Genomic DNA, 25,866 nt, shown 5'->3' with positions numbered 1-25,866 from the left:
TGTTGTTAGTTCGATCTTATGGCTTGGGTGTAAGGTGTCCCGGAATCCAAACCCATTCGGTGCCGCTCCATTTCCAAAAGCCCATAACCCAGATCGTGCTCAACCAAGAGGGCAACACTGGTTCCATTTCAGGCTTTGGTGGAGGACGCGGAGGTGCGTCTGGTGGCACCGACTCACAAGCCGCGAGAAGCGCCAATATTGCTAATGACTGGACCGTCAACACTGACCTAAATCTCATTGTGATTCGCCCTCTGGTTCCACCTGCACCTCATTGCGCGGTTTGTAATTTTCTGAAAATCGAGACGCTCATTCACTCTTCTTGCTTCGCTCTCCCATCCCCGACCACCATGGATTTGAAATCAGCATCCACCGAATTTCGCCTCTTCCTTTTTCGGTCTTCAGAAGATCAATCGGCTTTCTCTTCTTCAATATTGGAGCTTTGTAGTCCAACCACGTGATGGCCCCCTCTTTCAAACAACCCCAAATGGCGACTGCAATTTCAGGATCGCGCACCAGATTAGATAATTCTTTAGTAAGATCGTTTTCCTCCCATGACGGGCGGAGCGCATCCACGAATTTCCCCCATCCTTCTGGAATATCTTCCATATTAGTGTTTCCCCAACGATTTAAATGAAATCAAGTTGACGCCACCTGGCAATTGCGCAGAGGGAGCCAAAATTGCTTGGTAACCTTGTTCCCTGGCCCATGTGCTAATTGCTTGCGTGGTGTCGTAAGCAGCACCACCATGACTGGTCTGCGTAAGCTGATCGACCGTTACTCCCAACGCTTGCCGCGCTGCCGAATTCGTCAAATCCAAAACGTTGTTAATAACGAAATTCTTGGTCACCAACACCTGCCCCTTCAGAGGCTCATAGCTAGTGATTTCAGCCAGCGACGTCTGAGGGGTGGTTCCAGCGTAAATTGCACCAACCCCCGGTGGCGAATATCGATGGTTAGCATCGATGTTCCCTTTGTAGAGATTCCACGTTCCCTCGGCGTATTCCGGCATCGTATAGCGATAGAGCTCCCCAGAATATTGAGCGCTACTTGATCCATTATAGGTTCCTCGCGCCCAAGCATTCGCCGCTGCAGCAGCATCGACAGCACGACCAGTTACCACGACTTGAGCCGCAGCCCCACCGAGGTTAAGCGCGCCGTATACCAGTGCCGCTCCCGTTGGGCTCATACCGAGGCTTTGCAAGGCTTGCTCGCCATAGGTCGGCGTCAAATTGCCCGATATCATCTGGGTGAAACCTGACTTCGCGAAGTCAACTGCTCCGACCGCAACAGCCGCTCCGAGCGCACAGCCTGCCACTGACGCACAGCCGCCCGTAACCGCGCCTGCCGCGACTGCGACACTGCCAACGCCTTGCACCGCTCCCACAAGACGATTGGAGACCTGGTTTCGATCATAGGTATCAAATAACCGGTCCAAATCTCCGTAGCCATCGAATGCACCGGCTTTCTTCAGTATGTTTTGTTCGTACGTGTACTGTGCACCATCGTTCTGAATCTTTTGCAACGCGGCCTTATTCGGGTCATTGTCCGGAATATTGTCCGCACAATGCACGAGTGCACATTCGGCGGCTGCGAGTCTGTACTGTTGCTCGGGGCTTTGCCCCTTCTGAAGCTGCTTGAGCTTGTCCGCTTCGCTCCGGTGAAGTTGCCGATTGTAAAGTTCATTGTTGCCGGCCGAACCCGCTCCGGCGAGAGCACCCGATGAGCCGCCACCCGCGAGTGCTCCGCCCGCCGCACCGCCGGCCGTCGCCACGATCTCGTTCAGCGCATTCCGCGCGGCGGCTTGCGCACTCAACGGCAACTGGCTCACCGTCTGATCGATGATCGGCTGCGCCAGGGATTGCAACACATCGCCCGCCAACGAACCAGCAACCGCTCCGCCAATGTTGCCGCCCGACAGCGCTGCCCCAATCGCCGCCACTGCAGCGTGCAGCGCATCGCGACCCGCACCGCCCTCGCCGAACAGAGCCTTCATCTGCGGACTGCTATTTTCCAGCTGCGTCGCCGCCTCCGCCACCGCGAAAGTCGCGACCTTGCCGAACGCCTGCGCGAAAGCCATATTGTTCTGGACCTTCTGCAGGTTGAACGTATTCTCGACCGTCTGGTTCGCGTTCGCGGTGTCGCGCGACAGACCGGACGTACTGTCCGTGCCGTTCCGCTCATCCGATTTGACGACGATCTTCGCTGGGCTGACCGCGGCGTGCGTGACACCGCTTGCACTATCGCCCGTCTGCGCGAAGCTCGGCCCACCCGACGTCGAAAACCCTTCCGACGATCCCGAGTACGACATCTTGTTCTGGATGTCGGTAAATCCAAGACTGCCGGTCGTCAGCGTATTGCTATCGGTCGGCGCGGCACTCGCGATCTGCGCACCGTTGAGTTGCGTGTGGCCTGCCACGTTGACATCGAACCCTTCCTTGCCAGCCACGATGCCAGTTTGCTGGTTCACCGACGCATAGTTCGCGTCGATACTGGTATGACCGATTGACGCGTCGACGCCGCCACCGTAGCCGAATGTGAAGCTTCCGCTCACACCGGTATTGTGCTGGTTGCTGCTGTAGTTCGACGTATCCTGAAGGCTCGTCATCGTCAGGTCGCCGCCGACATCCACCTTGACCTTATCGCCCGACACCCGCGCGCCCGAAAGCGTGGTATCGCCGCCCGACGTCATCGTCAGCGTGTTGCCAGCCGCCACCGTCGTGTTGGTTTGTGTGACGCTGTCGCCGTTACCCTGGCCGTGGGCGTTCGAACCATTCGCGAAGACGCTGATCCCGGTGTTCTTGCCCACACCAATCGCCACGCCCGCATTCCAGCCGGTCGAACTGTTGGAGCTGGTGCTCTGCTCGGTACTCTGCGCGCTCTGCAGCATAATCGCGTTGTTCGCATCGAGTGCGACGTTCTTGCCGAGTACCGACGCCCCGGTCATCGCAATGTTGCCAGTACCTGCCTGAGCATTTCCGTTCGCGTCCGGCGTGCCGGTCGCTGTAATGGATACGTTGCCATTCCCGATGATCGACGAGCCCTTCGCCTCCGAGATCGATGTCGTCGCATTGCTGCTGCTATGGCTCGACCCGATGCTGAGCTGTACCTGAACGCCCTTGGCGGCCTCGCTCACGTTTCCGTTCGACAGGGCATTGGCCGCATCCTTAATCCCGCCTCGGTTCTGGTATGCCTGTTCGGCTGCCGCCACGGCTTGCACCGCCGCGAGGCGCGTATCACCCGACTGCTGCCCCTGGCGGACCGCGCTCGCCATCGACTGCCCGAGTCCGACCAGGCCACCGCCCAATCCGACGCTCAAACCCGACTGACTGAACTGCTGCGATTGCGCGTCCTTGTAGGTGTCGTACGCGGCGTTCACGGTCACGTTCTGAGCAGCGATTCCAACATCCTGTCCCGCGACAATCGTGCTACCCGTAATCGTCGCATCCTTGCCGGCCTGGATCGTGACATTGCCCTGCGACGATCCAATCACGCTGCCATGATTCGTCACCGAGCTCGCTTGATCCTGCTGTGCGGTGGAGCGCGAACCTACCGTCACCGACAAACCACCATTCGTGAGGAGACCCGATTCCTTCTTCTCGTAATAGCTGGACGATTGAGTCGTGTCCTGCGAGGTCTTGATGTTGACGTCGCGCTTGGCCTGCAACGTGACGTCGTTCGTGCCCACGACGTTGCTGCCGGTCACGTTGATGTCTCGATTGCTGATGATGTTGACGCCGTCGGCCGACACTGTGCTGCCCTGACTATAAGTCGCCGTCTGGTCGATCCCGCTCGCGATCTTTGCGCCGCTGACAACATTGCTGTGGCTGTGCGTTTCGTGGGAATTCAGCTCATGCGTCTCCGTTGCCGCACCGATATTCACATCGCCGCTCGCCATCAGATTCGCATTGCCTCTATCCAGGCTGACCGTGCTGCCACTGATTGTGAGATCCTTGCCCGACGCAATCGTGACGGTGTCGCCCCCCTTGAGCGTCGTTCCAGTGAGCGCCTGATCGGACGTATGCAGCGTTTCCGCGTAACTGCCGTGACTGTCGCTGCCCGAACTGTTGCTGTTCACCGTCGACGTCGCACTCGCCGCGCCGAGCGTCACGTTGCCCTTGGCCGCAATCGTGCCGCCCTGGCCAAGGTCGATCTGCGCACCCTTGGCAGTCAGGTCTCCGCCGACGCCGATGCTCGATTGCCCGCCAACCGTCACTGAGCTGCCGGTGACCTTGTTGATGTCGGTGTTGGAAACGCCGTTCGCGCGCTGCACGATCTTGTGCTCGCCCGTCTGGACCGCACCGAGATCCCAGTTGCCGCCGACGTTCATCCCGAGGTTACCGCCAACCGACAGGTTGCCCGCGTTCTGCTGGAAGTTGCCGCCGGTGACGATCGACGCGTCGCCCGCAACATCCAGCTTGGCGGTCGGCCCGAGCGTGGTCACCACGCTCGTCGCGCCATCGCGACTCACCCGCGTGTTCGTCTTCGTCGCCGTATCGAGAATCAGGTCCTTGCCGGCATCAAGCTGAAGGCTGCCGGCCTTCACATTCGCCGACGTCAGATCGATGTTGTTCTCGGTCTTCAGCGACATCAGCCCGCCGCTTTGCAGCGCGCCGAACGCGTTGTCGATCTGCTTGCCCTGGATCGCCAGCGTATTGTCCGCCTTGATCGTGCCGCTGTTCGTGAATGACTGCGCGTTCTGGAGGTCGATGTTCGTTGCAGAAATCAGCGGGCCATTGACATTCTGCTGGCTGGCCTTGGCGAGATACACGACCGGCACGAGCACCGACTGCCCGTCGACCACGCGCGTTTCCATCATGATCACGTTGCTCGTCAGCTTCGACACCTGATCGGCCGACAGGCTCGCGCCGATCGGTAAATCAAGCGACTTCGACAAATCTGCGCCCGCTGCCATCAGCGACTGATACATCGTCTGCAGGTCCGCATACGGCCCGAGCACCGCCTTGCCCGTCAGCGCGGTAACTTCGTTGCGCACGAGCTGCTGTTCGTAGAAGCCGTCACCGAGTCGCTTCGGGATGTGCGTGAGGTCGACGCCGAGCTGACCGAAGAAGTAGTCGCTCGAAATGAAGTTCTTCTGGTTCGTGAACGCAGGATTCGTCTCGATCACGTAGTTCGCATTCGGCGCGGCGGTCGGTTTGAACAACCCGCCCTGCGGAATCGTGAGGTTGTTGAGTACGTTCAGCGCGGTCGCACTCGCGATGATTGGGTCGACAGGTGCCGGCGGACCGCCATGCACCGACGACGCCCCCGACTTCGCTCCGCTCGCATTACCGCTCAAGTTTGTCGGTGTGAGACCCGGCACGGACTGCCCCGGCAGCAAGCCGAGCGACGGAATCGATGCGTTGCCCGCCGTATTGTTGACGCTGACGCCCGTGCCCGAAATCGTGCCGTTCGAGCTCATCGTCGAAAAGTAGCCCGGCAGCGTGTAGTCCTTGATCGACGCCGGTGCCGCCTGCGTATAGCCGCCTGGACGCCCGGTCACGAACGGCGCATTGCCGAACGGCAACTGCCAGTCGTGTTCCGTGTTGTCGTAGTTGTTGTAGTGATATTGCCCGGAGTACGACACCGACACGCCCGGCAGTTTCTGCCCGGACGCCGCCCAGCCGTCGGCGTCGTAGTGGGCCGGCATCTTGATGTCGCCGACCGCCGCGATGTTGCTCCAGTAGTTTTGCAGCGTGCCAACCGACGACGCATCGATCCTGCCGCCCGACACGATCTGCGCGGCCGGACTGACATCCGTCACGGTCGTCGCCGTCGCGTTGTCCGCGTAGTAGGTCGTGAACTGATACGAGCTGTTCCACTGACCGCCATGAGGCGGCTCGGTGTAGACGCCGCCGATGCTGTCCGGATCCTTCACGCCAACCTGACCAGTACGGCCGCTGATCGGAATACCGAATTGCGCGAGCAGCGACGGATCGATCGAGCTTGTCGAGGTCTTCATCACGCGCCGCATGCTCGTCACCTTGTCCGCGTGCAGCTCCATGTCGCCGCCGGACTGGATCAGCGCCGACACGTTGTTGACCAGCGCGGCGTTCGTGTACTGGCCGCTCGCGTCCTTGCCGCCTGCCAGCACCACCTTCCCCATGCCGAAGATGGCCGTCGTCGCCATCGAATCGGTGGCCGTGGTGTCGTCGCGGTTCTCGATGTTGTGCGCGAGGATTTCGAGCGTGCCGTTGCTGTCCGATGCACCGATCAGCGCGGTCGGCCCGAGGTTCGAGATCGTATTCGTCGCGTTGAGCGACGCGCTGGCGCCCACGAGTGCGCCGGTGTTGGTCAAGTTGGTCGATTGCGTGCGCAGCAGGCCGCCTGCCGCCAACGCACCCACGTTGACGATGTTGCCCGCATTGACGCTCAGATTGTTGACCGACTGCAGGTTCGCATTGTTCGTGAAAGTGCCAGGCAACGTGAAGGCAAGATCGTGGCCGACGTTGAACTGCGTATCGGACGCCGTCGTGTAATCGCCTTGCAGGTTCACGTTGGCGTCATGCGTCGCGCTATATGTACCGCCGCCTTGCAGCGTGGCCGCCACGACCGACAGGTCGTGCGTCGAGCTGATCTGGCCGTTCGTGTTCGTGATCGCGCCGGTCGTCGTGACATTCACGTCACCGTTCGAATTCGTGACGTTGCCAATAGTGCCGCCGCTGTTATCCAAGGTGTTGCCCTGGACATGGAGCGATGCGCCGCTGAGCTGACCGCCTCGCGTGTTGCTAATCGACGCTGCGCTGACCGTCACATCGCCGTTGCCGGTAATCGCACCCATGCCCGATACGCCGCCGGCATGGCTGTTCGCGATCTGACTGCCGCCTTGCACCGTCATCTTGCCCGCACCGAGGTCGACGATGGCGCCGTCCGCGTTGTCGATCGACGCCGATTGAATATCGAGCGTGCTGGTGTCGCCCGCGGTCGATTGCCCGGCCTGAACGTGGCCGCCCCGGTTCGACAGCGCACCGCCGTTCTTCAACGACAGCGATGCGTCCGATCGCAGCAAACCCTGCGCGTTGTTCACGTCGCCTGCAATGGTCGCGTTGATGCCGCGCTGCGCCGCAAGAATACCGCTCGCGTTGTTCCAGGAAGCCGCGTTGACGATCGCTTGTCCCTTCGTTACGATGGTGCCCGCCGCGTTGTTCAGCGCGCTGGCGCCGTTACCCGGTGCGATCATCAGCGTGCCCGTGCCTGCGTGCGTAATCGTGCCGCCGGCATTGTTCAGCTCCGCGGGCTTGAGCGTGAGGTCCGTGCTGTTGGTCTGGATCACGCCGGCGGCCGAGTTGTCCAGCGTGCCGCTGACGTTCATGTCCATTGCCGACGAACCGTACTGCGTGATCGTGCCGCCGTGGTTCACGAGATTCGTGCCCGTCAGCGCCAGTTGATTGGCCTCGAGCTTGCCGCCGCTGTTGTCGAGCGTCGAATCGGCTATGACCGACAGGTTCGGCGCGACGATCGAGCCGCCCTGATTCGTCATCGAGCCTGTGTGGATTACTGCGTTCGTACTCGCCCCGATCTGGCCGCCGCCGTTCGACAGCGTGCCGCTGAAGACACTCACGTCCGTGTTCGACAACAGCTTGCCGCTCGCGTTGTTCAGCATGCCGGCGACGGTTGCCGTCAGTCCGTTCTGCGCGTTGATCGATCCCGACGCGTTGTTCAGCGCGCCGGTTTGCGCGACGACGCGCCCGTTGCTCGCGATCGAACCGCCCACGTTCGACACCGAACCCGTACCGCCGCCAAGCGTCAGCTTGCCATTACCGGCATGCGTGATCGTGCCGCCGTCGTTGACGAGCGCCGTCGGTGCGAGCGTCAGGTCGGTACTGTTGGTTTGTAGCGTGCCGCCATTGGAATTGTCGAGCGTGCGCGACACATTGACGGCCATCGGCCCAGTCCCGGTCTGCGTGATCGTGCCGCCGTGATTCACGAGGTCAGTCGCGTTCAACGACACCTGGTCGGCGTGCACGGCGCCGGCGCTGTTGTCGAGCGTCGTTGCGCTGACCGTTGCCGTCTGGCCGACGATTGAGCCGCCGTTATTGATCAGGCGCACGCCCGCATCGACAGCCACCTTTTGCGCAGCCTGCAAAGCGCCACTGCCGTTGTCGACCGATTGTCCCGAGACACGCAGATTCGTATTGGACGTGATCGTCCCGCGGTTGGCGACATTGCCGCCTTGCACGGTGACGTCGCCGTTGCCGCCGATCACGCCGCCTTGCGCGCCGTTCGCGGTGGTGCCTGCTGCGTTGGTCAACTGGCCACTGGTCGTCACCGACAGGCCGTCGCCATTGAGCGACGTGATCCGGCCCGCCGTGTTGTCCAGCGACGCGCCGGCCACCGTCATGCCGGCCGCGCTTTGAAGAGTGCCCTGGTTGTTCGCGATGGCGCCGCCACGCACGTCCGCCGTACTTTCGGATACCAATTCACCGGATTGGTTGGCGACCTGGCCGACAACATTCACCGTCAGCGGGCCCTGCGACGAGACCTTGCCGCCCTGGTTCGACAGGTTGCCGCCGGTCAGCGTCGTGCCGCTGCCGCTCGACAGGCTGCCGTGATCGTTGATCACCGTGCCGGACGCATTTGCCTGAATGGCGCCTTGCGCGCTCGTCGTCGCCTTCGACACGTTCACGTCGCCGGCCGTCGCGTTCAGCGACAGATTGTCGTTCGCTGCGGTCTGACTACCAGCGAGGTTCACGCCAGCGCCCGTCAGTGACGCGTTGCCGCCCGCCACATTCTGGCCGGTTGCGCTCAACTGGCCCGAGGCCGTTACGGTCAGATCGCCGCTGCGCCCCACGGCCCCGTCGTTGTTCACGCCCGCGCCGAGCGTACCGGTCGAATTGACGCTGCCGGCGTTCACCGTAGTATTCTGCTGCGCGGCCAGCGTGCCGCTGTTCGCGAGGTCGGCGCTTGTGCTGGCCGACAGCGATTGCTGCGCGTACGTCGTGCCGCCATTCTGGATGCCGCCCGCAGCCGACAGCGCGAGGTTGCCGCTCGCGGTTGTCTTGCCGGTCAGCACCAAGCGGCCGTCCGATTGCAGGGTGAGGTCGCCCGCTTGAGCAGCGATCGTGCCGGCGTTCGCGACACCAACACCTGCAGAGTTGCCAACCAAAAACACCCTATTGGCATACATGCCGCCTAACTGCGCCACGTCAATCGCGACGGCCGGGGCAGGACCGTCGCCGGCGATCGGCGTCGCGGCAAGCGTGTCGTGATTGACCTGATTTGTACCGGCGATGACATTCAGGTTCTTCGCATAGATCGCGGCATTAGCCTGTACAGCACGGGCGATAATGTCAGTCTGATCAACATTCGAAGTATCGAGGCCCGCACCTTGCACGGTCACGAGGCCCCGATTGACATTGAAGCCCGTCAACGATCCGTCCGCGCCAAACTGCGGCACGCCGGTTGTCAGGACGGCGCGCGAGGTATTGATGAACCCGCCGCCGTCCACGACGATACCGGCAGGGTTGGCCAGCACAATCTCAGCACGGCTTCCCGCGACCTCGACATACCCCTTGATCTGACTGGCCGCCGTGCTGTTGACCTGGTTGACGATGATGCGCGCCGCCTGCCCCGCACTCAGGTTCGGGTTGCCGTTGATATAGCCCGCTTGCTGCGTGTTGACCATCGTCGGCGAGTTGTTCAGGATCGCGCCGTTCTTTTGCACATCGAACTGGTTGTAGGTGTTCAGCGAAACACCAGCGCCGCCCGGCTTGTTGATGTTCACTTGCGGCAGGCCATTAGGCGTCTGAATGACTGACGGCGCGTTCGGCCCCGCTCCGACGATTTGTGCGTGCGCCCACATCGGCATCACACCCGCGGCAATCAGCGCACCGAATGCGGCAACGCGCAACGCGAACCGCGTCGCCCCATGCACACCGCCGTGACTGGCGGTACGCCGCGTTTCACCCGTGCTTGCTTTCCCCGCCGAGCTGGCCGTTTCTTCTACCGCGACCAACATACCGTGCACGCGGCTGAATACCAGCCGATAATGGTTTTTATTCATAACCTTGGTCTACTCGCGATTTTTGTTCGATCCCGCCCTCACGGCCTTGAACATCGCATGAAATCTAATCGAACCGCTGAAAGGCAGCGTCAAAGAGTGTCAATCGTTGCCGAGATGCGACGGACAGGACAGTGGATTGCATCACGCTATTACCGCAGTGCCAGCCCGGTTATCTCGATTTCTTAAGCGAAGCAACGTACTTCGCAAGCTGCAACTATCAACGGCTTTTGTGACAATCCGCGCGGATATTACCTCATCACTCGGCATCTCAAAAACCCCTGACAGAATTACGAGGGTGCAAATGCGCACTGCATTTGTAATCCACTTTTTTCATTCACATATCACTTTCCTGAACCCGGCCAGCTACGGCCGCTCCGTCGGTGCATTTCCGCATCTGCGCACTTCGCTCAGGAGTTTCCGTGATCTCTGATCCCCCTACCTTTGTGCTGATCGGGCTCGGCCTCGCGCTCGTCGCCATGTTCGCGGTGGGCTTCTACTGGCTCGCCACCAAGGACCGGCCAACACGCCGGCACGCCCCCGTCGCTCCCCCGCCGACTCACGGCGCTGCCGACCCGCGTTCCGTCGACGTCGATGAATTCGATGAATGGGAGGCGTTCGCGCCGTACCCCGATCACGTTGTCCACGCCGCACATGAAGCCCGCGCCGAATCGGTCGATAGCTATCCGCCGTTCAGTCGGCGTGAAGAACCCGCCTACGCATCCCCTGGGACCGAGGCTCGCCACGACCTGCACGATGCGATTGAATCGTTGATGGGCGAAGGACTTTCTATCCAATCATGACGTGCCGAATCCACTGGACACTTAACGAACGTTTCCTTACCGGACATAAAGAACATCGCCTCGGATACAGTGCTGGTTTAAGCGGAGAACCAACATGCAGAAGCGTATCGCTGCGAAGTTCAAGCTCGGTGCTTTCAACTGCCCGAGGTGCGACGTACTCGCACAAATGCGATGGGACCAGTTTCATCTCGGAGACAACTATGTCGAGGTACACCGAGCGACTTGCATCAGTTGTGTGCAGCCAAGCTACTGGTTAGAAGCGAACGACAAGTACAGCTCAAATCGTGGCGCGATGATTTACCCAAAATTCGTGAGTGCTGCAATCGGCCACCCAGACATGCCCGAGTCTGTAGCAACAGACTATGAAGAAGCACGTAACATCGCTTCATTGTCCCCGCGTGGCGCATCCGCACTCCTGCGGGTATGCATTGAGAAGCTCTGTGCCGAACTACAAGCCAAGGGCAACAACTTGAACGAGCAGATTGGCTGGCTTGTCGCTAACGGCCTCCCCGTGCAGGTCCAACGTGCGCTCGACGCAGTCCGCGTCATTGGGAATAACGCCGTTCATCTGGGCAAGATGGACTCCGAAGATGTATCGGAGGTATGCGATAGCCTTTTCGCGCTCGTAAATCTGATAGTCGAGGACCGCATCACACGGCCCAAGATGGTTGATGCTGTGTTCTCGTCACTGCCCGAAGGCGCGCGCAAGGCGATAGAGAAACGGGACGGTAGTTCCTAGCCGATCTCCGCCAGGGATACGCGCGCACCCACGCGCGGGGGAGCGCGGGCGCGAGCGGGCGGCGTAAGTCCGCGCAGATAAGCGTATCAAATTTAGGCCCGAGTACAATCCGATACCACGTGCCGCTCTTGTCCTCGGAACCATCTCCGCATCCAAGGCTATTAAATGCCACTAAAGTTCAGCCAACGCTTGGGAATAACACCGCTGCCCGAAGCAATAAAACCCGACACGATGCCCGATGAGCTACGAAGCTCACTATGGAATGCATTCTTGGATTGGCAGCATCGCCAAAATGACGAGACGCTCTTGAACCTCATCTGGCGACACTTTTGGAAACGTCCCGCTGACACGATTCCAATCCGTCGCGGTTATGGAGGTCCGAGTTTCCACGACGCATGGAAGCTCGTGCGAGATTATTTCTTCGATTCGGACTGGCACGGCGTGTACGACTTCCTAGAGTTCCTTATTCGGATAGGCTATCCCGGCGAACAACTCGGACAAGCTGTAGACAAGGTGCTCGCCCGCGAATTGGCCGCGTATCGCATCGTGAACAGTCAAATTGTCCCGGTCACTTCAACGCAAGAAGTACAAGCGCTAGAACAAGCCTTGTCAGACAAGGGACCATTCGTAGCAGCCAGCGCCCATTTATCCACGGCACTCGGACATCTAAGCAACCGGCAAAATCCCGATTATCGCAACTCGATCAAAGAATCTATTTCTGCCGTTGAGGCAGTTGCCAAAGTCGTCAGCGGGAAAGACAAGGCCGAGCTTGGTGACGCTTTAGCAACGCTGGAGAAAGCCGGCAAACTCCACGCGGCGCTTCGGAAGGGCTATTCTGCACTGTACGGCTACACCAGCGACGCTAACGGTATTCGCCACGCGCTAATGGATGAACCAAACCTCAATGCGGAAGATGCCAAGTACTTCCTCCTGGCCTGCACCGCATTCGTCAATTACTTGAAGACGTTAGCCTGAGCCCGTTTCGGGAAATAACGTAACTGAGCCGCGTACCTAGGAATTCTCATGAGTAAGACCAACAGCCAAGCGACCACTCAGGATGGGGAGCATGCCAAGCAGTCCGTGCGCCCAGATTTGCCGCCTATGTTTGGGCCAGTCGCAGATGGGAAGATTGAATGGAAGCGCCTTGAAACGATTGACTACGACTTAATGGGGTATTTGCTCTCGTGCCATCTAATTATTGAGCATTACATGGACGAGTATTTGAAGGCCGAGTTCCCCAGCTTGGATTGGAACGTTGCGAAACTGACATTTGGGCAGCGAATCTCACTTCTGAGCACCCAGAACGTTGGAGGCAAGTTCGATTCAACTCCTGCTATTAAACATCTAAACTCGCTACGTAACCGATTCAGTCACCGCATCGACTACACGTTGGTGGCGGAGGACATGCTTCCGTTCGTCCATTACATAAAATCCGTTACTCCAGACGCGGACCCGCCGCACACACCCAAAGCCATTCTCAGCACATTCACTTGGACGTGCTGCGCTGCGTTCGCCGGGAGCGTCAGCTACATTGCAAGGACTAAAGGAAGACGGCACCACGACCATAGTCAAAGCCCCCGCTGATTGCACGTACGCTAGAATCCCGCCACACTCTCGCCACAGCGGGAGTGCAGCAGACCCGTATCCGATCCCAACCAAGCGGTTAAGGCGAGATTGTAAGTACTTGAATAAGCGAAGAATTCTGGCCCGCCCTACACGATTCGAACGTGTGACCTACGGCTTAGAAGGCCGTTGCTCTATCCAACTGAGCTAAGGGCGGTCTGGGGAAGAAGACACGGGCTCGACACCGGCCGCCCGCGCAAAAGAGGAAAAAAAGCACCCTCAACAACAAAACGGGCCCGGCGAGAACCGAGCCCGAAATTATACCCGATCCCCACGAAAGCCATGAAGGATCGACCCACCGCGTCACACCGGCTGCGGATGGAACATGAACCAGCCGAGACAAAACACCCCAGCAATCGCGCAATAGATGCCGAACGACGCCAGCCGCCCGCGCCCTTCGAAATAGCGCATCAGGAAACGCACGCTCAGGTAGGCCGCAACCGCCGTCAGCACGCCGCCGAGCAGCGCGTCGGCAAGCTGGTCCCGCGCATGAAACAGCTTCGGCAACTCGAGCACGCCCGCAGCGAAAATGATCGGCGTGCCGAGCAGGAACGAGAATTCCGCCGCCTTCTCCGCGGTCAGCCCCGCCGCGTTGCCGGCGATCATCGTCAGGCCGCTACGCGAAAAACCCGGAATCAACGCGCCCACCTGCGCAAGCCCCACGAAAAACGCCTGCTTGAACGTCAGCTTCTCCGGCGGCTGATGCGCGCGGCTGCGCTGGATGCGATCGCCGATCCACAGCAGCACGCCGTTGACGATCAGCGCGATCGCGACGATCCGCAGATCGTGAAACACGCGCTCGATGCGCTTCTCGAGCAACAGGCCGACGAGCCCCGTCGGAATCGTGCCGATGATGAGCGCCCACATCAGGTGCCCCTCATCGTTCTTGCGGCCGCCGAGCGACGCGAAGAAGCCGCGGATCAGCTCGACCCAGCGCGCGCGGAAGTACCACAGCAGCGCCAGCGCGGTGCCGAGGTGCAGCGCGACGAGAAACGGCAGCAACTGCGGCGCGTGCTTGTCGATATGCATGCCGAACAGCGCCGGCACGAGCAACGTATGGCCGAGACTGCTGACGGGAAAAAGTTCGGTCACGCCCTGCAGGACGCTCAGGAATGCCAGAAACGAGAGACTCACGCGTCGGTCCTCTAAAAAACAGATCAAAAGCGGAAAGGAATTCCGGACGACGCGGTGGGCCGCCCGGAAGCGCGGCCCCGATTATGCCGAGCACACATTACTGCGCCAAGGCATTTGGCAGGATATTGCTGCGATGCATACAAACGCTTGCAATTCGTAAGCAATCAGAAAGCAAAAAGCCCGCCATCTGAATGGCGGGCTTACGAAATTCGGCAGATTTTGCCGTCAGCGGCCAAGCTGGTAGAAAAACAGCACCGTGCTGCCGGTGAACATCCCAAACAGGGCGATACCCATTGCCATTGCCAGATCCATGGCCCCTCCTCGAAGTGTCATGACCCGGCAACATGACCGGTTCAGGCCATTATCCAGACGCATTACAAATTGCAAAGCTCGCAATTTCCCCAGAAGGGTTTTCCCCGACGCCCGCGCGGCCCGATAATGGAGCGCGCCGCCCTGCGGCAGCCCGTCTTCCAACCCCGTCCACTCCCGATTCCCATGCCGATCTTCCAGCAACACGAGATTCACGAACTCCACGCCGGCGCGTCTCTCGTCCGGATCGCCCCGCAATTCGGCGGACGACTGCTGTCGTGGCACGTCGACGGCGAACCCGTCGTCTTCTGGCCGGACACCGCGGACTGGAGCCAGCTCGCGCGCGTGCGCGGCGGCAATCCGCTGCTGTTTCCGTTTCTCGGCCGGCACCGCGTCGACGGCGAACTCGGCCGCTGGCGCGACGCGTCGGGCGTGGTCCGCGACCTGCCGATGCACGGCTTCGCGCGCGACCTGCCGTTCGCGGCGCAGCCGTCCGCCGACGGCACGGCGCTCGCGATGACGCTCGACGCGAACGACACACTCAAGGCGGGCTATCCGTTCGACTTCCGTTTCGAAGCGGCCTACCGCCTCGTCGACTCGCACACGCTCGACGTCGCGCTGACGACGACCAATCGCGGCGACGCACCGCTGCCGTACTACGCGGGCCATCACTTCTACTTCGCGCTGCCGCACGCGGAGCGCGCCCAGACGACGCTCGAACTGCCGCCGACGCATCGGCGCGAACAGCGCCCCGACGGCGCCATCAGCGCGCCGGAGCCCGGCGAAGCGCGCTACGCGCTCGACGACGCGCGCATTCTCGACCGCTTCCACTGCCTCGACGGCGCGCCGTCCGCCCCCGTGCGGATCGTGATGCCGGGCCGCCGCCGCACGATCGAGATCGCGCTCGACGTGCCGGGCTCGATCCCGTGGTACGCGGTCACGACCTGGACGGAGAAGCCGGAATCGGACTTCTACTGTGTCGAGCCGTGGCTCGGCCTGCCCGACGCCATCCACAACGGGCTCGGGCTGCGCATGCTCGCGCCCGGCGCGACCGAAACCGCGGCGCTGCGGATTCGCGTCAGCCCGCTTGCGGCCTGACATTTCGCGCACCGAACGGATGCCCCGCGGCGCCAAACTGCAGGCCGCAGGTCGAACCCGTTAAAATCTGATGTTTTGTGTCACCTGCCGCGCCCGCGCTCGGCAGGGTTTTGCGAGGTTCAATGTTCGGAACAACCACGAAGCGATTCATCGCGGCGTCGTGCGCCGCCCTGCTCGCCGCCTGCGGCTCCGCACCGGTCGGCCCCGGGTTCTACCGCGTCGAGCGCGGCGACACGCTCTACAAGATCGCGCGCGACAACCGCCAGTCAGTGCAAAGCATCGCGCGCTGGAACCAGATCTCGAACCCGGATGCGATCGAAGTCGGCCAGGTGCTGCGCGTCGCGCCGCCGCCCGGCACGACGACATCGTCGTCGGCGAGCGTCGGCACCGGCAGCGCGGGACGCAGCCGCCCGACGCCGTCCGCACCGTCCGCGACATCCGCGCCGGCCCAATCGCCCGTGAAGCCGGCCACCAGCATCGCGCTGATCTGGCCGGCCGCCGGCAACGTGGTGCGCACCTTCGACGGCGCGAAGTCCAAGGGAATCGACATCGCCAACTCGGCGGGCACGGCGGTGAACGCGGCGGCGCCAGGTGTCGTCGTCTACGCGGGGAACGGACTGCGCGGCTACGGCAACCTGATCATCCTCAAGCACAACGCGGATTACCTGACCGCGTACGCGCACAATCGCGCGCTGCTCGTGAAGGAAGGCCAGTCGGTGACGCAAGGGCAGACGATCGCCGAGATGGGCAACACCGACAGCGATCGCGTCGCGCTGCATTTCGAACTGCGCTACGGCGGCCGTTCGATCGATCCGTCGCGCTACCTGCCGGCCCGCTGACGGCGCGACCGCCAGCGCCGGCGCGCATCAGGTGCGGTCGGTCTACATGCATGTTTGGGAAGAGGCGAATCAGCGCTTGCGCAGCCGGTCGAACACGCGACCGGACAAGTGGCCGGACAACGGGTCGACGTGGCGTGCGAACGCCACCAGCGCCCCGATTCCGATCAGGCTGAACCCCGCAGCTATCAGAAGCATATCCGTGGTCATTACAGGTATCAGCAGCGATCTTATGCGCCATTTCGGAATCGTGCATCGAGCTGCGCATGCCGGGCGAATCGGCATCGCCCTGAAGATCGCTTACAGTGTGATCCAGGACGCATGAAGGCCAGTGCAAGTTCACCCCCGGCCGTCACGATCCGCGCCACGGAGACACCCGATGCTGCCCGCCGCCGACTGCTACGACACGCTGCTCTCCCGCTTCGCATGGGCCGTTCCGGCCCGCTACAACATCGCCGTCGACACCTGCGACAAATGGGCGGACGGCAGCGGCCGGCTCGCGCTGATCCACGAAACCGCGCAAGGCGACGTCTCGCGGCTGACGTTCGACGATCTGAGGAACGCCTCTAATCGGCTCGCGAACAGCTTCGTGCGCGCCGGCCTGCGACGCGGCGACCGGATCGGCATCTTTCTCGCCCAGGGCCCGGAAACGGCCGTCGCGCATCTCGCCGCGTACAAGCTCGGCGCGATCGCGGTGCCGCTGTTCACGCTGTTCGGCGCCGACGCGCTCGAATACCGGCTCGCGAACAGCGACGCGGCGGCGCTCGTCACCGACGCCGCCGGCTACGCGAAGATCGCGCCGCTGCGCGCGCGGCTGCCGGCGCTGCGAACGCTCTACTGCATCGGCGACGATGCGCCCGACGCTGCCGGCGTGCTGCGCTACGACGCGGCGCTGGCCGCCGAATCCGCCGATTTCACGCCGGTCGACACGGCGGCCGACGATCCGGCGCTGATCATCTACACGTCCGGCACGACCGGCAAGCCGAAGGGCGCGCTGCATGCGCACCGCGTGCTGCCCGGCCATCTGCCCGGCGTCGAGATGTCGCAGCAGTGCTTTCCGCGCGATGCGCGCCTGTTCTGGACGCCCGCCGACTGGGCGTGGATCGGCGGCCTGCTCGACGTGCTGCTGCCGTCATGGCACCACGGCGTGCCGGTGCTCGCGCGCCGGTTCGAGAAGTTCGACGGCGCAGCGGCATTCGATCTGATGGCTCGTCACGGCGTCACCCACGCATTCCTGCCGCCGACCGCGCTGAAGCTGATGCGCGCCGTGCCGCATCCGTGCGAGCGCTATGCGCTGGCGCTGAAATCGGTCGCGAGCGGCGGCGAATCGCTCGGCAGCGAGCTGACGGCCTGGGGGCGCGACGCGCTCGGCGTCACGATCAACGAGTTCTACGGGCAGACCGAATGCAACATGGTGCTGTCGTCGTGCGCGGCGCTGTTCGCGCCGCGGCCGGGCGCGATCGGCAAGGCCGTGCCCGGCCACCGGGTCGCGATCGTCGACGCGCATGGCGCGCCGGTGCCGCCCGGTGTCGAAGGCCGCATCGCGGTGCGCGGCCCGGATCCGGTGATGTTTCTCGAATACTGGCGCAACCCCGACGCGACGCGCGACAAGTTCATCGGCGACTACCTGCTGACCGGCGACACGGGTGTGCTCGATGCCGACGGCTTCGTGCGCTTCGTCGGCCGCGACGACGACGTGATCACGAGCGCGGGCTACCGGATCGGCCCCGGTCCGATCGAGGACTGCCTGCTCACGCATCCCGCGGTGCGGATGGCGGCCGTCGTCGGCGTGCCCGACGCGACGCGCACCGAGATCGTCAAGGCGTTCGTCGTGCTGAACCCGGGCTACACCGGCGACGACGCGCTCGTGCAGGCGCTGCAGGCGCACGTGAAGACGCGCCTCGCGGCGCACGAGTATCCGCGCGCGATCGCGTTCGTCGACGGCCTGCCGATGACGGCGACCGGCAAGATCGTACGGCGCGCGCTGCGCGACGCCTGAGCCCGCGACCGGATGGTTTATAGTGGCGCACACGCAGTTTTTTGCAGAAATCCATGTCCTCCGAACACGAATCCGCTGCGGGCGCGTCGCATAGCCCGCTCTACGTCAAACTCCTCGGCGAAACCGCGAAGATCGACTGGTGCGATCTGGAGCGCTTCTTCGCGCAGGGCAAGCTGCTCGCCGTTGCACGCGATCTCGATCTCGTGAGCGTCGCCGAGGCGATCGCCAGCGACGACAAGGAACAGGTCACCCGCTGGCTCGCCGCCGGCCACGTCGCCCGCATGGAGGCGGACACCGCCCAGGACTACGCGGCACGCAATCCGGAACTGTGGGCGGTCGTCGTCTCGCCGTGGATCTGCGTGCAGGAACGCGCCTGACGCGTTCGCCATGTCCGACTCCGCCTTGTCGCCCGCGGCCGGTGCGCGCCCGACCGATGTGTCGCATCGGCGCGTGCTCGCGCTTGCCTTCCCGATCGTCCTCGCGAACCTGACCCAGCCGATTCTCGGCGCGGTCGACACGGCCGTCGCCGGCCACCTCGACGGCGCGCAGTATCTCGGCGGCGTCGCGCTCGGCGGGCTGGTCTTCAATTTCGTGTTCTGGGGCTTCGGCTTCCTGCGGATGGGCACGACGGGCCTCGTCGCGCAGGCGCACGGCGCGCGCGACGACAACGGCATCCGGCTGAACGTGCTGCGCGCGCTGATCGCCGCCTTTGCGCTCGGCACCGCAGTGCTGGCGCTGCAGGCGCCGCTGCTGTCGATCGCGCTCACCGCGCTGGGCGGCAGTGACGCGGTGCGCGCCACGGCGCTGACGTACGGCCACGCGCGGATCTGGAGCGCCCCGTTCGCGCTCGCGAACTACGTCGTGCTCGGCTATCTGCTCGGGGTGCAGCGGGTCCGGCTCGCGCTCGTCGCGCAGGTGTTCATCAACGCGGTGAACATCGGCGCGGCGCTGCTGTACGTGTACGGCTTCGGCTGGGGCATCGCCGGCATCGGTGCCGCGACCGCCACCGCGGACGCGTGCGGCTTCGCGCTCGGCGCGTGGATGCTGTTGCGGCTGCGGCCGCGCGGCCTGCCGCCGCTCGCGGCGCGCGCGCTCGTCGATCGCGCCGCGCTCATGCGCCTCGTCGCATTGAATCGCGACATCTTCATCCGCACGCTGTGCCTGCTGACCGCGTTCGGCTGGTTCGCGCACCTCGGTGCGCAACAGGGCGACGCGACGCTCGCGGCGAACGCGCTGCTGCTCAACTTCCAGACCTTCATGGCGTACGGCCTCGACGGCTTCGCGCATGCGGCCGAAGCGCTCGTCGGCGCGGCGGCCGGTGCGCGCGATCGCGCGGCGTTTCGGCAGGCGGTGCGCGTCACGCTGTTCTGGTCCGCGCTCGGCGCGCTGGCGTTCACGCTCGTCTACTGGACGGCGGGCGGCTGGATCGTCGCGGGCCTGACCGACCAGGCCGCGATCCGCGCGGTCGCGGTTCGCTATCTGCCGTGGGCCGCGCTCTCGCCCGTCGTGTCCGTGTGGGGATTCCTGCTCGACGGCGTGTTCATCGGCGCGACGCAGACCCGCGCGCTGCTGCGCGCGATGGTCGTGTCGTTCGCGGTGTTCGCGGCCGCCGCGCTCACCCTCGTCGGCCCGTTCGGCAACCACGGGCTCTGGCTCGCGCTGCTGCTGTTCATGGCCGCGCGCGGCGCGACGCTCGCGCGCTACCTGCCCGGCTTGTCGGCGCGGATCGGCGGCGACGCGCGAGCGGCGCCGACATCCGCCGCATAGGCGTTACTGCGTGGCGGACGGTGGCTCGGCCAGCATCGACGGCGGCGTCATGTCGGTCGGCACGCCGTGATAATCGGCCGGGTCCTGCGGCGGGTGGCCGCGGCGGGCCTGGCGGGGGTCGCTCGCGCAGCCGGCGAGGATCGATGCGGCCAGCACGGCCAGCACGAAACGGGTCATCACGTCTTGCTCCGGAAAGGAACGCGCGCCTGCTGCGCGCTCGGGTCGGGCGAGTCTAACGGATTTCCGCCTTCGAAGCGGCGGCGCGCATGTCCTACTATGTACTGATGGCGCTGTGCCGTTGAAAGGAGGCTGCCATGTCGTCTGAGGAAATCGCCGGCCTGATTGGCCTGTTCATCGGCCTGATGGTGCTGGTCGCCCTGTCGTACTTCGAGGCGCGCGAATACAAGCGCACTCACGGCGGCGAGGGCATGATCCACCACTGGATGGCGGAGCACCACCTGCTCGACTGGCGGCGCAAGCACTAAGCCGTCCCGCCGCCCTTCCCGTCCCGACCCGCACTGAAGCGAGGTCATCCTGTGCCGTGCCGTTTGGGCACGGAGGGTGCGGTGCGTCGCGCAAAACGAGAGGCCCGGATTCGCCGTCACCGGCGCTGAAAGGACAAGCGGACAAAAAAACGAACGCCGCCGTGCGGTCTGCCGCCGGCGGCGTTCATGCGTGCGCCCGCCGCGCGGGCGCACGTCGGATCGATGCTCAGCCCAGGAAGTGGCGGGCGTAGCGCGCGTTGATGTCGGACAGGCGGAACAGCGTCAGGAAATCCGCGCAGTTGAAGTCCGGATCCCAGGCGGGTGCGCCGCAGATCTTCGCGCCGAGCCGCAGGTAGCCCTTGATCAGCGGCGGCGGCGCAACGGCGACGCCGGTCTGCAGCTCGTCGACCGGCAGCGCCGTGTGCGGGAACGCACGATATTCGGGATCGGTCAGTGCGCTGGCCGGCAGCGACTGGTACAGGTTCGCCGCGTAGTGGCCGCCGTCGGCCATCGACACGCTCGCGCAGCCGAGCATCGTTTCGTAGCCGTTCTGCATCATGTACGCGCCGAGGCCGCCCCACAGCGCCATGATGACCGCGCCACTGCGATAGTCGCTATGCACGCACGAGCGGCCGACCTCGACCATCTTGCCGCGCAGGTGCGTCAGGCGCGACAGGTCGAATTCCCCTTCCGCGTACAGGCGGCCGACACGGGCGGCCTCGTGCGGCGGCAGCACGCGATACGTGCCGACGACCTTCAGGGTGTCGAGATCGCGCACCAGCAGGTGGTCGCAATAGGCGTCGAAAGGATCCACGTCGAGACCGGCGGGACCGCTGACCTGCGCGCCCATCTCTTCGGCGAACACGCTGTAGCGCAGGCGCTGGGCCTCGCGCAGCTCGTCTTCCGTGCGCGCCCACGCGGCGCGCAGGCGGAACTCCGCCGTGACGGTTTCAGCGGCGCGCGGCAGGTGGCGCCGCGCCGAGTCGAGGGGCAGCGAGGCAAAGGGGAGCGTAGGCGTCGGCAGTTCTCGCATTAGGGCTTTCCTGATCGTAAGGAATAAGACGACATGCCCGCCAATTTAGTAACCGGCTGTGACCGTTACGTGGCAAGTCCGTGTCCGTTCAGTGACGTGTCGCCGAACTGACTTTAGCAGAAAGCCTGCCGAAACGTATGATCAAACCCTTCAAACCAGATCGGGCGTCATGACGGCGCGCAGCACTGCCTGCCGGTTGCCGTTCCGCGTGCGGCTCGCGAGCCAGACGATACCGCCCTTCTTGACGCTCCAGCTGTCGTCGCTGCCGGCCACCAGCCGCGCGGCGACGCTGCCGAGCGTCGGCTGGTGGCCGACGATCACCACCGTCGGCGCGATGCCGTCCGGCCAGCCGGCGGCCGCGAGCACGTCGTCGACGTCCGCGCCGGGCGCGAGCGCGTCGACGGTCCGGTACTGGTCGGTCAGCGCCTCCACCGTCTGCACGGTGCGCGCCGCCGGGCTCGCGAGGATCACGCTGCTGGCTTCCAGCCGGCCGCGCAGCCATTTCGCCATCGTCTGCGCCTCCTTGCGCCCGCGCGCGGTCAGCTGGCGCGCGAGGTCGCTCGCCGCGTAGTCTTCGGCCTCGGCGTGGCGCCACAGGATCAGGTTCATCATGGTTTTCTCCGTGGTGCGTGACGGGTTTGCACCACCACGGCACTCGAACATGCATCGTGCGATTGACCTGGCACGCTATTCAACGATAGAATCTCTGGCTCGTCGGAGCGTAGCGCAGCCTGGTAGCGCATCTGATTTGGGATCAGAGGGTCGTAGGTTCGAATCCTATCGCTCCGACCAAGGAAATCAAGGGGTTACGGTTAATCGCCGTAACCCCTTTTCCATTTCCGGATTCTTGACCCCAACATTGCCCCGAACGGACCAGAATCTTGGCCGGTTGCAGCCGGAGACGATGGACCACCCTCCACCGCCCCCTTCCAGCGACATCAATCGAAGTGAATATCGGTCGACAGCACATTCTTTGAATCAACACGAACGACGCAGTGACGTGCAGTCTCCACCGTATTGAGACTCACATAGCGCTGCTTCAACTGCTCACGCGTCGCTTGCGGTTCCATGCTTCGCATCGACTCGATCTGGGATTCGGTGACCTCCTCCGGCGCCGACAAAACGGGCGTGCACGTCAGGTTGACCGGCCTCCCGCCATAGGAGCCATTGACCCCGCCGGTCGTCTCGTCGTCGATGCCCTTCACGACAACCGCCCCATCGACCTTCACTTCATACTGGTCGTGAGCAAAATGCCCTTTCTTCACGCATAGCGTGAGCGAACTGCCGGACGCATTCGGCATGCTCTCGCCCGGCGTGCAGAAATCCTTGCCCGCACCCGGCTCATCAGCGACCTGGGGCGGCGCCTCTTCCTTGATCTCGTAGGACGGGTTGCGCGCCCAGCGGCCGAGGTCCCTGCCGATCACGACGGTCGTCCGTTCGAGAATCGAGCACGTTCCCTTGAACGCGCCCCACACGCCACCCACCGACCAACGGTTGATCTTGGTATGACGGGTGACCTTGCCGTCCTCGATCAGATCCGCGGTGACGGTCGTTGCCTTGGGTCCGCTCCATGCACCACCGCCGACACCCAGTACATGGGTGATCTGCAGCCTGAGAACCTTGGCATCCCCTGCCTCGGCCTGCGACGCCACAGTGCCGTCGCCGCCTCTGTTGATCTTGCGAAGTACGTCGCCGACGTGGCGTGTCAGCATGTCTTCGATGTGGCATTCATCCTTGACCCGCTGGACGACGCCGGCATCCGGCGCGTAGGTCACCGGGGTTTCGAGCAGGATCTGGCTCGCCGCGAAAGCGGAACTGGTTGAGAGGCACAGGCCGATGAGGAATAAGCGCTTCATTGCTTGATAAATAGTTGTGTCTGTCGAATGACCCGGGATCATGACGCCCGGCTCACGCATGCTCAGGACGCCGCGTCGCCAAGCCCGGCCGGACGGCAGATTTCCGCCAGCACCTCGAGACGCCGAACCGGATCGCGCACGAACGGATTCGATTCGTCCCATGCGTAGCCGGCGAGGATCGCGCAAACCATGCGCTTCACTTCCGGCGCCTTGTCGTCGTGGAAGACGATGTCCTGCAGGTCGCCCGAATACCATTTCTCGACGAACGCGCGGAACGTATCGATGCCCTTGCGCAGCGCGACGTCGTAATCCCGCTGCCAGTCCACCGCCTCGCCCCGCCACTGCCGTTCGAGCGCCTGCACCGCCAGATGCGACGAGCGCATCGCGATCGTGACGCCCGACGAGAAGATCGGATCGAGAAACTCGCCGGCATTGCCGAGCAGCGCATAGCCGGGGCCGTGCAGCCGCTCGACGTTGGCCGCATAGCCGCCGATATGGCGCACGGGCATCACGAACGGCTTCTCGCCGACGAGACGGGCAAGCGTCGGCTCCGTCCGCAACAGCTCGCGCAACTGCGCTTCGCGCTGCGCTTCCGGCACATCGAGGAACGCCGCCTCGGCGACGCAGCCGACCGACGAGCGGCCGTTCGTCAGTGGAATCATCCAGAACCACACGTCGCGCCGCTCCGGATGCACCGCGATGCAGATCTTGTCGCGATCGGTCGACCCCGCCGGCAGGCGATCCTCGACGTGCGAGAACAGCGCCGCGCGCGTCGGCATGCGGGTGGGCGCCTCGAGATCGAGCAGCCGCGGCAGCACGCGGCCGAAGCCGCTCGCGTCCAGCACGAACGACGCGTGCACGCGATAGTCGCGCCCCGCTTCGTCGACGACGTCGAGCTGCGGCCGCTCGCCCGGCATGAACGCGCGCACCGTATGGCCGAACCGCACGTCGGCGCCCTGCTGCGCGGCGCACCGGATCAGCAGGTCGTCGAAGGCCGCGCGCTCGACCTGGTACGCGGTGCCCCAGCCCGGCGTCGTCTTCTCGCGGAAATCGAACGACGACATGCGATCGCGATGCACGAAGTACGCGCCGTTCTTGAACTGGAATCCCGCCTCCACGACGGCCTGCAGCATGCCCGCCTCGTCGAGGTAATGCATGCTCTGCGGCAGCAGGCTCTCGCCGATCGAAAAGCGCGGGAAATGCTGGCGCTCCAGCACGAGCACCGACCGCCCCGCCTTGCGCAACAGCCCCGCGGCCACCGCGCCGGAAGGCCCGGCGCCGATGATCGCGACGTCGACGTTCAATTGCTCCGATTTCATGTCATTCATGTGTTGCCCGTCCGTTTGAATCGATGGGACGTGACGGCTTTGCGCGCCGCACTTCCGTAATGCCATTTACAATGATCGCCCGAAAAAACGCATACGATCGAGGGGTTCATGTCGTCATCCCGCACGCACGCCGCAGCTTACGTTCCCGAAACGGCCTTCGGCGTCTGGTTCCTGCGCACGCACACCTGGGAACATCACGTGCTGCGGGTGGCCATCAACGACCTGAAGCGGCTCGTTACGACGCCGCTGCCGGCCGCCCCGGTCATCCTCGACGCGGGCTGCGGCCAGGGCAAGTCGTTCAGGCTCCTGAACGATGCGTTCTCGCCGCGCCAGATCGTCGGCATCGAATGCCACGACGAATCGCTCGTCCATGCGACGGAGGCGGCCCGGCACTGCGGCACCACCGTCGACCTGCGCCGCGCCGACTGCGCGCAGCTGCCGCTGGCCGACGCGAGCGTCGACATCGTGTTCTGTCACCAGACCTTCCACCACCTCGTCGAGCAGGAGCGCGCGCTGGCCGAGTTTCGCCGCGTGCTGAAGCCGAACGGCCTGCTGCTGTTCGCCGAATCGACCGACGCCTACATCAAGTCGTGGGTCATCCGGCTGCTGTTCCGGCACCCGATGCACGTGCAGAAGAGCGCGGACGGCTACCTCGCGATGCTGCGCGACGCGGGCTTTTCGTTCGACGAGCTGAACATATCACTGCCGTACCTGTGGTGGAGCCGCGCAAAGGACTTCGGCCTGCTCGAGCGCATCGGCCTCTACACCCCCAAGCCCGGCAAGCGCCGCGAAACGCTCGTCAACGTGGTCGCACGCAAGCCCGCGTAACAGGCGCCCGCCTCCGGGCGGGCGCGTGCCC

22 protein-coding genes and 2 tRNA genes are annotated in these 25,866 nt (G+C 63.6%); 12 read left to right on the top strand and 12 right to left on the bottom strand.

The window, feature by feature from the left end; translation table 11 throughout:
* Window positions 1-16: 16 nt before the first annotated feature.
* The 3 genes from bcpO to HWX31_RS06705 form a co-directional block, all read right to left on the bottom strand.
* Window positions 17-238 (bottom strand): CDI system lipoprotein BcpO, encoded by a 222-nt coding sequence (bcpO, locus tag HWX31_RS06715; RefSeq protein WP_174963988.1) that lies wholly within the window; start codon window positions 236-238, stop codon window positions 17-19.
* A gap of 68 nt (window positions 239-306) precedes the next feature.
* Window positions 307-606, bottom strand: coding sequence for a hypothetical protein (locus tag HWX31_RS06710; RefSeq protein ID WP_174963989.1), 300 nt, complete (start codon window positions 604-606; stop codon window positions 307-309).
* Between the two features lies 1 nt (window position 607).
* Window positions 608-10,000 (bottom strand): hemagglutinin repeat-containing protein, encoded by a 9,393-nt coding sequence (locus tag HWX31_RS06705; protein WP_174963990.1) that lies wholly within the window; start codon window positions 9,998-10,000, stop codon window positions 608-610.
* Window positions 10,001-10,419: 419 nt separating this feature from the next.
* On the opposite strand from HWX31_RS06705, the gene HWX31_RS34860 reads away from it, so the two are divergent.
* The 4 genes from HWX31_RS34860 (at window position 10,420) to HWX31_RS06685 (ending at window position 13,123) form a co-directional block, all read left to right on the top strand.
* On the top strand, window positions 10,420-10,800 hold the full coding sequence (locus HWX31_RS34860) for a hypothetical protein (RefSeq protein ID WP_232437311.1): 381 nt from the start codon (window positions 10,420-10,422) through the stop codon (window positions 10,798-10,800).
* Between the two features lie 94 nt (window positions 10,801-10,894).
* On the top strand, window positions 10,895-11,539 hold the full coding sequence (locus tag HWX31_RS06695) for a DUF4145 domain-containing protein (protein ID WP_174963991.1): 645 nt from the start codon (window positions 10,895-10,897) through the stop codon (window positions 11,537-11,539).
* 165 nt (window positions 11,540-11,704) lie between these two features.
* Window positions 11,705-12,514 (top strand): AbiJ-NTD4 domain-containing protein, encoded by an 810-nt coding sequence (locus tag HWX31_RS06690; protein ID WP_244143667.1) that lies wholly within the window; start codon window positions 11,705-11,707, stop codon window positions 12,512-12,514.
* A 48-nt stretch (window positions 12,515-12,562) separates the two neighbouring features.
* Window positions 12,563-13,123, top strand: coding sequence for a hypothetical protein (locus HWX31_RS06685; RefSeq protein ID WP_174963992.1), 561 nt, complete (start codon window positions 12,563-12,565; stop codon window positions 13,121-13,123).
* Between the two features lie 119 nt (window positions 13,124-13,242).
* On the opposite strand, the gene HWX31_RS06680 is transcribed toward HWX31_RS06685, so the two are convergent.
* The 3 genes from HWX31_RS06680 to HWX31_RS34855 all read right to left on the bottom strand — a co-directional run bounded on the left by HWX31_RS06680 (window position 13,243) and on the right by HWX31_RS34855 (window position 14,770).
* Window positions 13,243-13,319, bottom strand: a tRNA-Arg gene (locus tag HWX31_RS06680).
* 146 nt (window positions 13,320-13,465) lie between these two features.
* Complete coding sequence (locus HWX31_RS06675; RefSeq protein ID WP_174963993.1) at window positions 13,466-14,296, bottom strand: undecaprenyl-diphosphate phosphatase; 831 nt, start codon at window positions 14,294-14,296, stop codon at window positions 13,466-13,468.
* Between the two features lie 225 nt (window positions 14,297-14,521).
* On the bottom strand, window positions 14,522-14,770 hold the full coding sequence (locus tag HWX31_RS34855) for a hypothetical protein (protein ID WP_174963952.1): 249 nt from the start codon (window positions 14,768-14,770) through the stop codon (window positions 14,522-14,524).
* Between the two features lie 21 nt (window positions 14,771-14,791).
* On the opposite strand from HWX31_RS34855, the gene HWX31_RS06665 reads away from it, so the two are divergent.
* Both HWX31_RS06665 and HWX31_RS06660 read left to right on the top strand, forming a co-directional pair.
* Window positions 14,792-15,703 (top strand): aldose epimerase family protein, encoded by a 912-nt coding sequence (locus HWX31_RS06665; protein WP_174963994.1) that lies wholly within the window; start codon window positions 14,792-14,794, stop codon window positions 15,701-15,703.
* Between the two features lie 122 nt (window positions 15,704-15,825).
* The gene (locus tag HWX31_RS06660; RefSeq protein ID WP_059614343.1) at window positions 15,826-16,542 is read left to right on the top strand and encodes a peptidoglycan DD-metalloendopeptidase family protein; all 717 of its coding nucleotides are present in this window, start codon (window positions 15,826-15,828) and stop codon (window positions 16,540-16,542) included.
* Window positions 16,543-16,611: 69 nt separating this feature from the next.
* On the opposite strand, the gene HWX31_RS35140 is transcribed toward HWX31_RS06660, so the two are convergent.
* Window positions 16,612-16,737, bottom strand: coding sequence for a hypothetical protein (locus tag HWX31_RS35140; protein WP_256099587.1), 126 nt, complete (start codon window positions 16,735-16,737; stop codon window positions 16,612-16,614).
* Window positions 16,738-16,918: 181 nt separating this feature from the next.
* Between HWX31_RS35140 and HWX31_RS06655 the strand changes: the two genes are divergently transcribed.
* Genes HWX31_RS06655 through HWX31_RS06645 form a run of 3 tightly spaced genes read left to right on the top strand, consistent with a single transcriptional unit; the run spans window position 16,919 to window position 20,305 of the window.
* Entirely contained in the window at window positions 16,919-18,538 is a 1,620-nt protein-coding gene (locus HWX31_RS06655; protein ID WP_174963996.1) for an acyl-CoA synthetase, read from the top strand.
* Window positions 18,539-18,591: 53 nt separating this feature from the next.
* Window positions 18,592-18,915 carry a DUF2288 domain-containing protein gene (locus tag HWX31_RS06650; protein WP_059491409.1) on the top strand — a complete coding sequence of 108 codons (324 nt, stop codon included), beginning with the start codon at window positions 18,592-18,594 and terminating at the stop codon, window positions 18,913-18,915.
* A 10-nt stretch (window positions 18,916-18,925) separates the two neighbouring features.
* On the top strand, window positions 18,926-20,305 hold the full coding sequence (locus HWX31_RS06645) for an MATE family efflux transporter (RefSeq protein ID WP_174963997.1): 1,380 nt from the start codon (window positions 18,926-18,928) through the stop codon (window positions 20,303-20,305).
* A 3-nt stretch (window positions 20,306-20,308) separates the two neighbouring features.
* Here HWX31_RS06645 and HWX31_RS06640 read toward each other — a convergent pair whose 3' ends face one another.
* Window positions 20,309-20,485 (bottom strand): hypothetical protein, encoded by a 177-nt coding sequence (locus tag HWX31_RS06640; RefSeq protein ID WP_174963953.1) that lies wholly within the window; start codon window positions 20,483-20,485, stop codon window positions 20,309-20,311.
* A gap of 134 nt (window positions 20,486-20,619) precedes the next feature.
* Between HWX31_RS06640 and HWX31_RS06635 the strand changes: the two genes are divergently transcribed.
* Window positions 20,620-20,790, top strand: coding sequence for a hypothetical protein (locus HWX31_RS06635; RefSeq protein ID WP_174963998.1), 171 nt, complete (start codon window positions 20,620-20,622; stop codon window positions 20,788-20,790).
* Between the two features lie 226 nt (window positions 20,791-21,016).
* Here the strand turns inward: HWX31_RS06635 and HWX31_RS06630 are convergent, their stop codons facing one another.
* Window positions 21,017-21,823, bottom strand: a complete 807-nt coding sequence (locus HWX31_RS06630) for a GNAT family N-acetyltransferase (protein WP_010092640.1) — start codon at window positions 21,821-21,823, stop codon at window positions 21,017-21,019.
* Between the two features lie 150 nt (window positions 21,824-21,973).
* Window positions 21,974-22,435 carry a phosphohistidine phosphatase SixA gene (gene sixA, locus HWX31_RS06625; RefSeq protein ID WP_174963999.1) on the bottom strand — a complete coding sequence of 154 codons (462 nt, stop codon included), beginning with the start codon at window positions 22,433-22,435 and terminating at the stop codon, window positions 21,974-21,976.
* Between the two features lie 103 nt (window positions 22,436-22,538).
* On the opposite strand from sixA, the gene HWX31_RS06620 reads away from it, so the two are divergent.
* Window positions 22,539-22,615, top strand: a tRNA-Pro gene (locus HWX31_RS06620).
* 146 nt (window positions 22,616-22,761) lie between these two features.
* On the opposite strand, the gene HWX31_RS34850 is transcribed toward HWX31_RS06620, so the two are convergent.
* Both HWX31_RS34850 and HWX31_RS06610 read right to left on the bottom strand, forming a co-directional pair.
* Entirely contained in the window at window positions 22,762-23,739 is a 978-nt protein-coding gene (locus HWX31_RS34850) for a hypothetical protein (RefSeq protein ID WP_244143666.1), read from the bottom strand.
* Between the two features lie 2 nt (window positions 23,740-23,741).
* Window positions 23,742-25,007, bottom strand: coding sequence for an NAD(P)/FAD-dependent oxidoreductase (locus HWX31_RS06610; RefSeq protein WP_174964000.1), 1,266 nt, complete (start codon window positions 25,005-25,007; stop codon window positions 23,742-23,744).
* Between the two features lie 108 nt (window positions 25,008-25,115).
* Here HWX31_RS06610 and HWX31_RS06605 point away from each other — a divergent pair, with 108 nt between their 5' ends.
* Window positions 25,116-25,835 carry a class I SAM-dependent methyltransferase gene (locus tag HWX31_RS06605; protein ID WP_174964001.1) on the top strand — a complete coding sequence of 240 codons (720 nt, stop codon included), beginning with the start codon at window positions 25,116-25,118 and terminating at the stop codon, window positions 25,833-25,835.
* The last annotated feature ends 31 nt before the right edge of the window (window positions 25,836-25,866 follow it).

The sequence above is a fragment of the Burkholderia ubonensis genome (genome assembly GCF_902833085.1).
Classification (GTDB): Bacteria; Pseudomonadota; Gammaproteobacteria; order Burkholderiales; family Burkholderiaceae; genus Burkholderia; species Burkholderia ubonensis.
Note: the sequence above shows the minus strand (reverse complement) of the source record. Positions and strands in the feature narration are given on the sequence as shown.

Excerpts from the sequence above, each read along its gene's own strand:
- HWX31_RS06705 (WP_174963990.1), bottom strand. The coding sequence starts at position 10,000 with ATGAATAAAAACCATTATCGGCTGGTATTCAGCCGCGTGCACGGTATG.
- sixA (WP_174963999.1), bottom strand. The coding sequence starts at position 22,435 with ATGATGAACCTGATCCTGTGGCGCCACGCCGAGGCCGAAGACTACGCG.
- HWX31_RS06685 (WP_174963992.1), top strand. The coding sequence starts at position 12,563 with ATGAGTAAGACCAACAGCCAAGCGACCACTCAGGATGGGGAGCATGCC.
- HWX31_RS06630 (WP_010092640.1), bottom strand. The coding sequence starts at position 21,823 with ATGCGAGAACTGCCGACGCCTACGCTCCCCTTTGCCTCGCTGCCCCTC.
- HWX31_RS06650 (WP_059491409.1), top strand. The coding sequence starts at position 18,592 with ATGTCCTCCGAACACGAATCCGCTGCGGGCGCGTCGCATAGCCCGCTC.
- HWX31_RS06690 (WP_244143667.1), top strand. The coding sequence starts at position 11,705 with ATGCCACTAAAGTTCAGCCAACGCTTGGGAATAACACCGCTGCCCGAA.
- HWX31_RS06660 (WP_059614343.1), top strand. The coding sequence starts at position 15,826 with ATGTTCGGAACAACCACGAAGCGATTCATCGCGGCGTCGTGCGCCGCC.
- HWX31_RS06605 (WP_174964001.1), top strand. The coding sequence starts at position 25,116 with ATGTCGTCATCCCGCACGCACGCCGCAGCTTACGTTCCCGAAACGGCC.
- HWX31_RS06655 (WP_174963996.1), top strand. The coding sequence starts at position 16,919 with ATGCTGCCCGCCGCCGACTGCTACGACACGCTGCTCTCCCGCTTCGCA.
- HWX31_RS35140 (WP_256099587.1), bottom strand. The coding sequence starts at position 16,737 with ATGCTTCTGATAGCTGCGGGGTTCAGCCTGATCGGAATCGGGGCGCTG.
- HWX31_RS06645 (WP_174963997.1), top strand. The coding sequence starts at position 18,926 with ATGTCCGACTCCGCCTTGTCGCCCGCGGCCGGTGCGCGCCCGACCGAT.
- HWX31_RS06635 (WP_174963998.1), top strand. The coding sequence starts at position 20,620 with ATGTCGTCTGAGGAAATCGCCGGCCTGATTGGCCTGTTCATCGGCCTG.
- HWX31_RS06710 (WP_174963989.1), bottom strand. The coding sequence starts at position 606 with ATGGAAGATATTCCAGAAGGATGGGGGAAATTCGTGGATGCGCTCCGC.
- HWX31_RS06695 (WP_174963991.1), top strand. The coding sequence starts at position 10,895 with ATGCAGAAGCGTATCGCTGCGAAGTTCAAGCTCGGTGCTTTCAACTGC.
- HWX31_RS06610 (WP_174964000.1), bottom strand. The coding sequence starts at position 25,007 with ATGAATGACATGAAATCGGAGCAATTGAACGTCGACGTCGCGATCATC.
- HWX31_RS06665 (WP_174963994.1), top strand. The coding sequence starts at position 14,792 with ATGCCGATCTTCCAGCAACACGAGATTCACGAACTCCACGCCGGCGCG.
- HWX31_RS34850 (WP_244143666.1), bottom strand. The coding sequence starts at position 23,739 with ATGCGTGAGCCGGGCGTCATGATCCCGGGTCATTCGACAGACACAACT.
- bcpO (WP_174963988.1), bottom strand. The coding sequence starts at position 238 with ATGAGATTTAGGTCAGTGTTGACGGTCCAGTCATTAGCAATATTGGCG.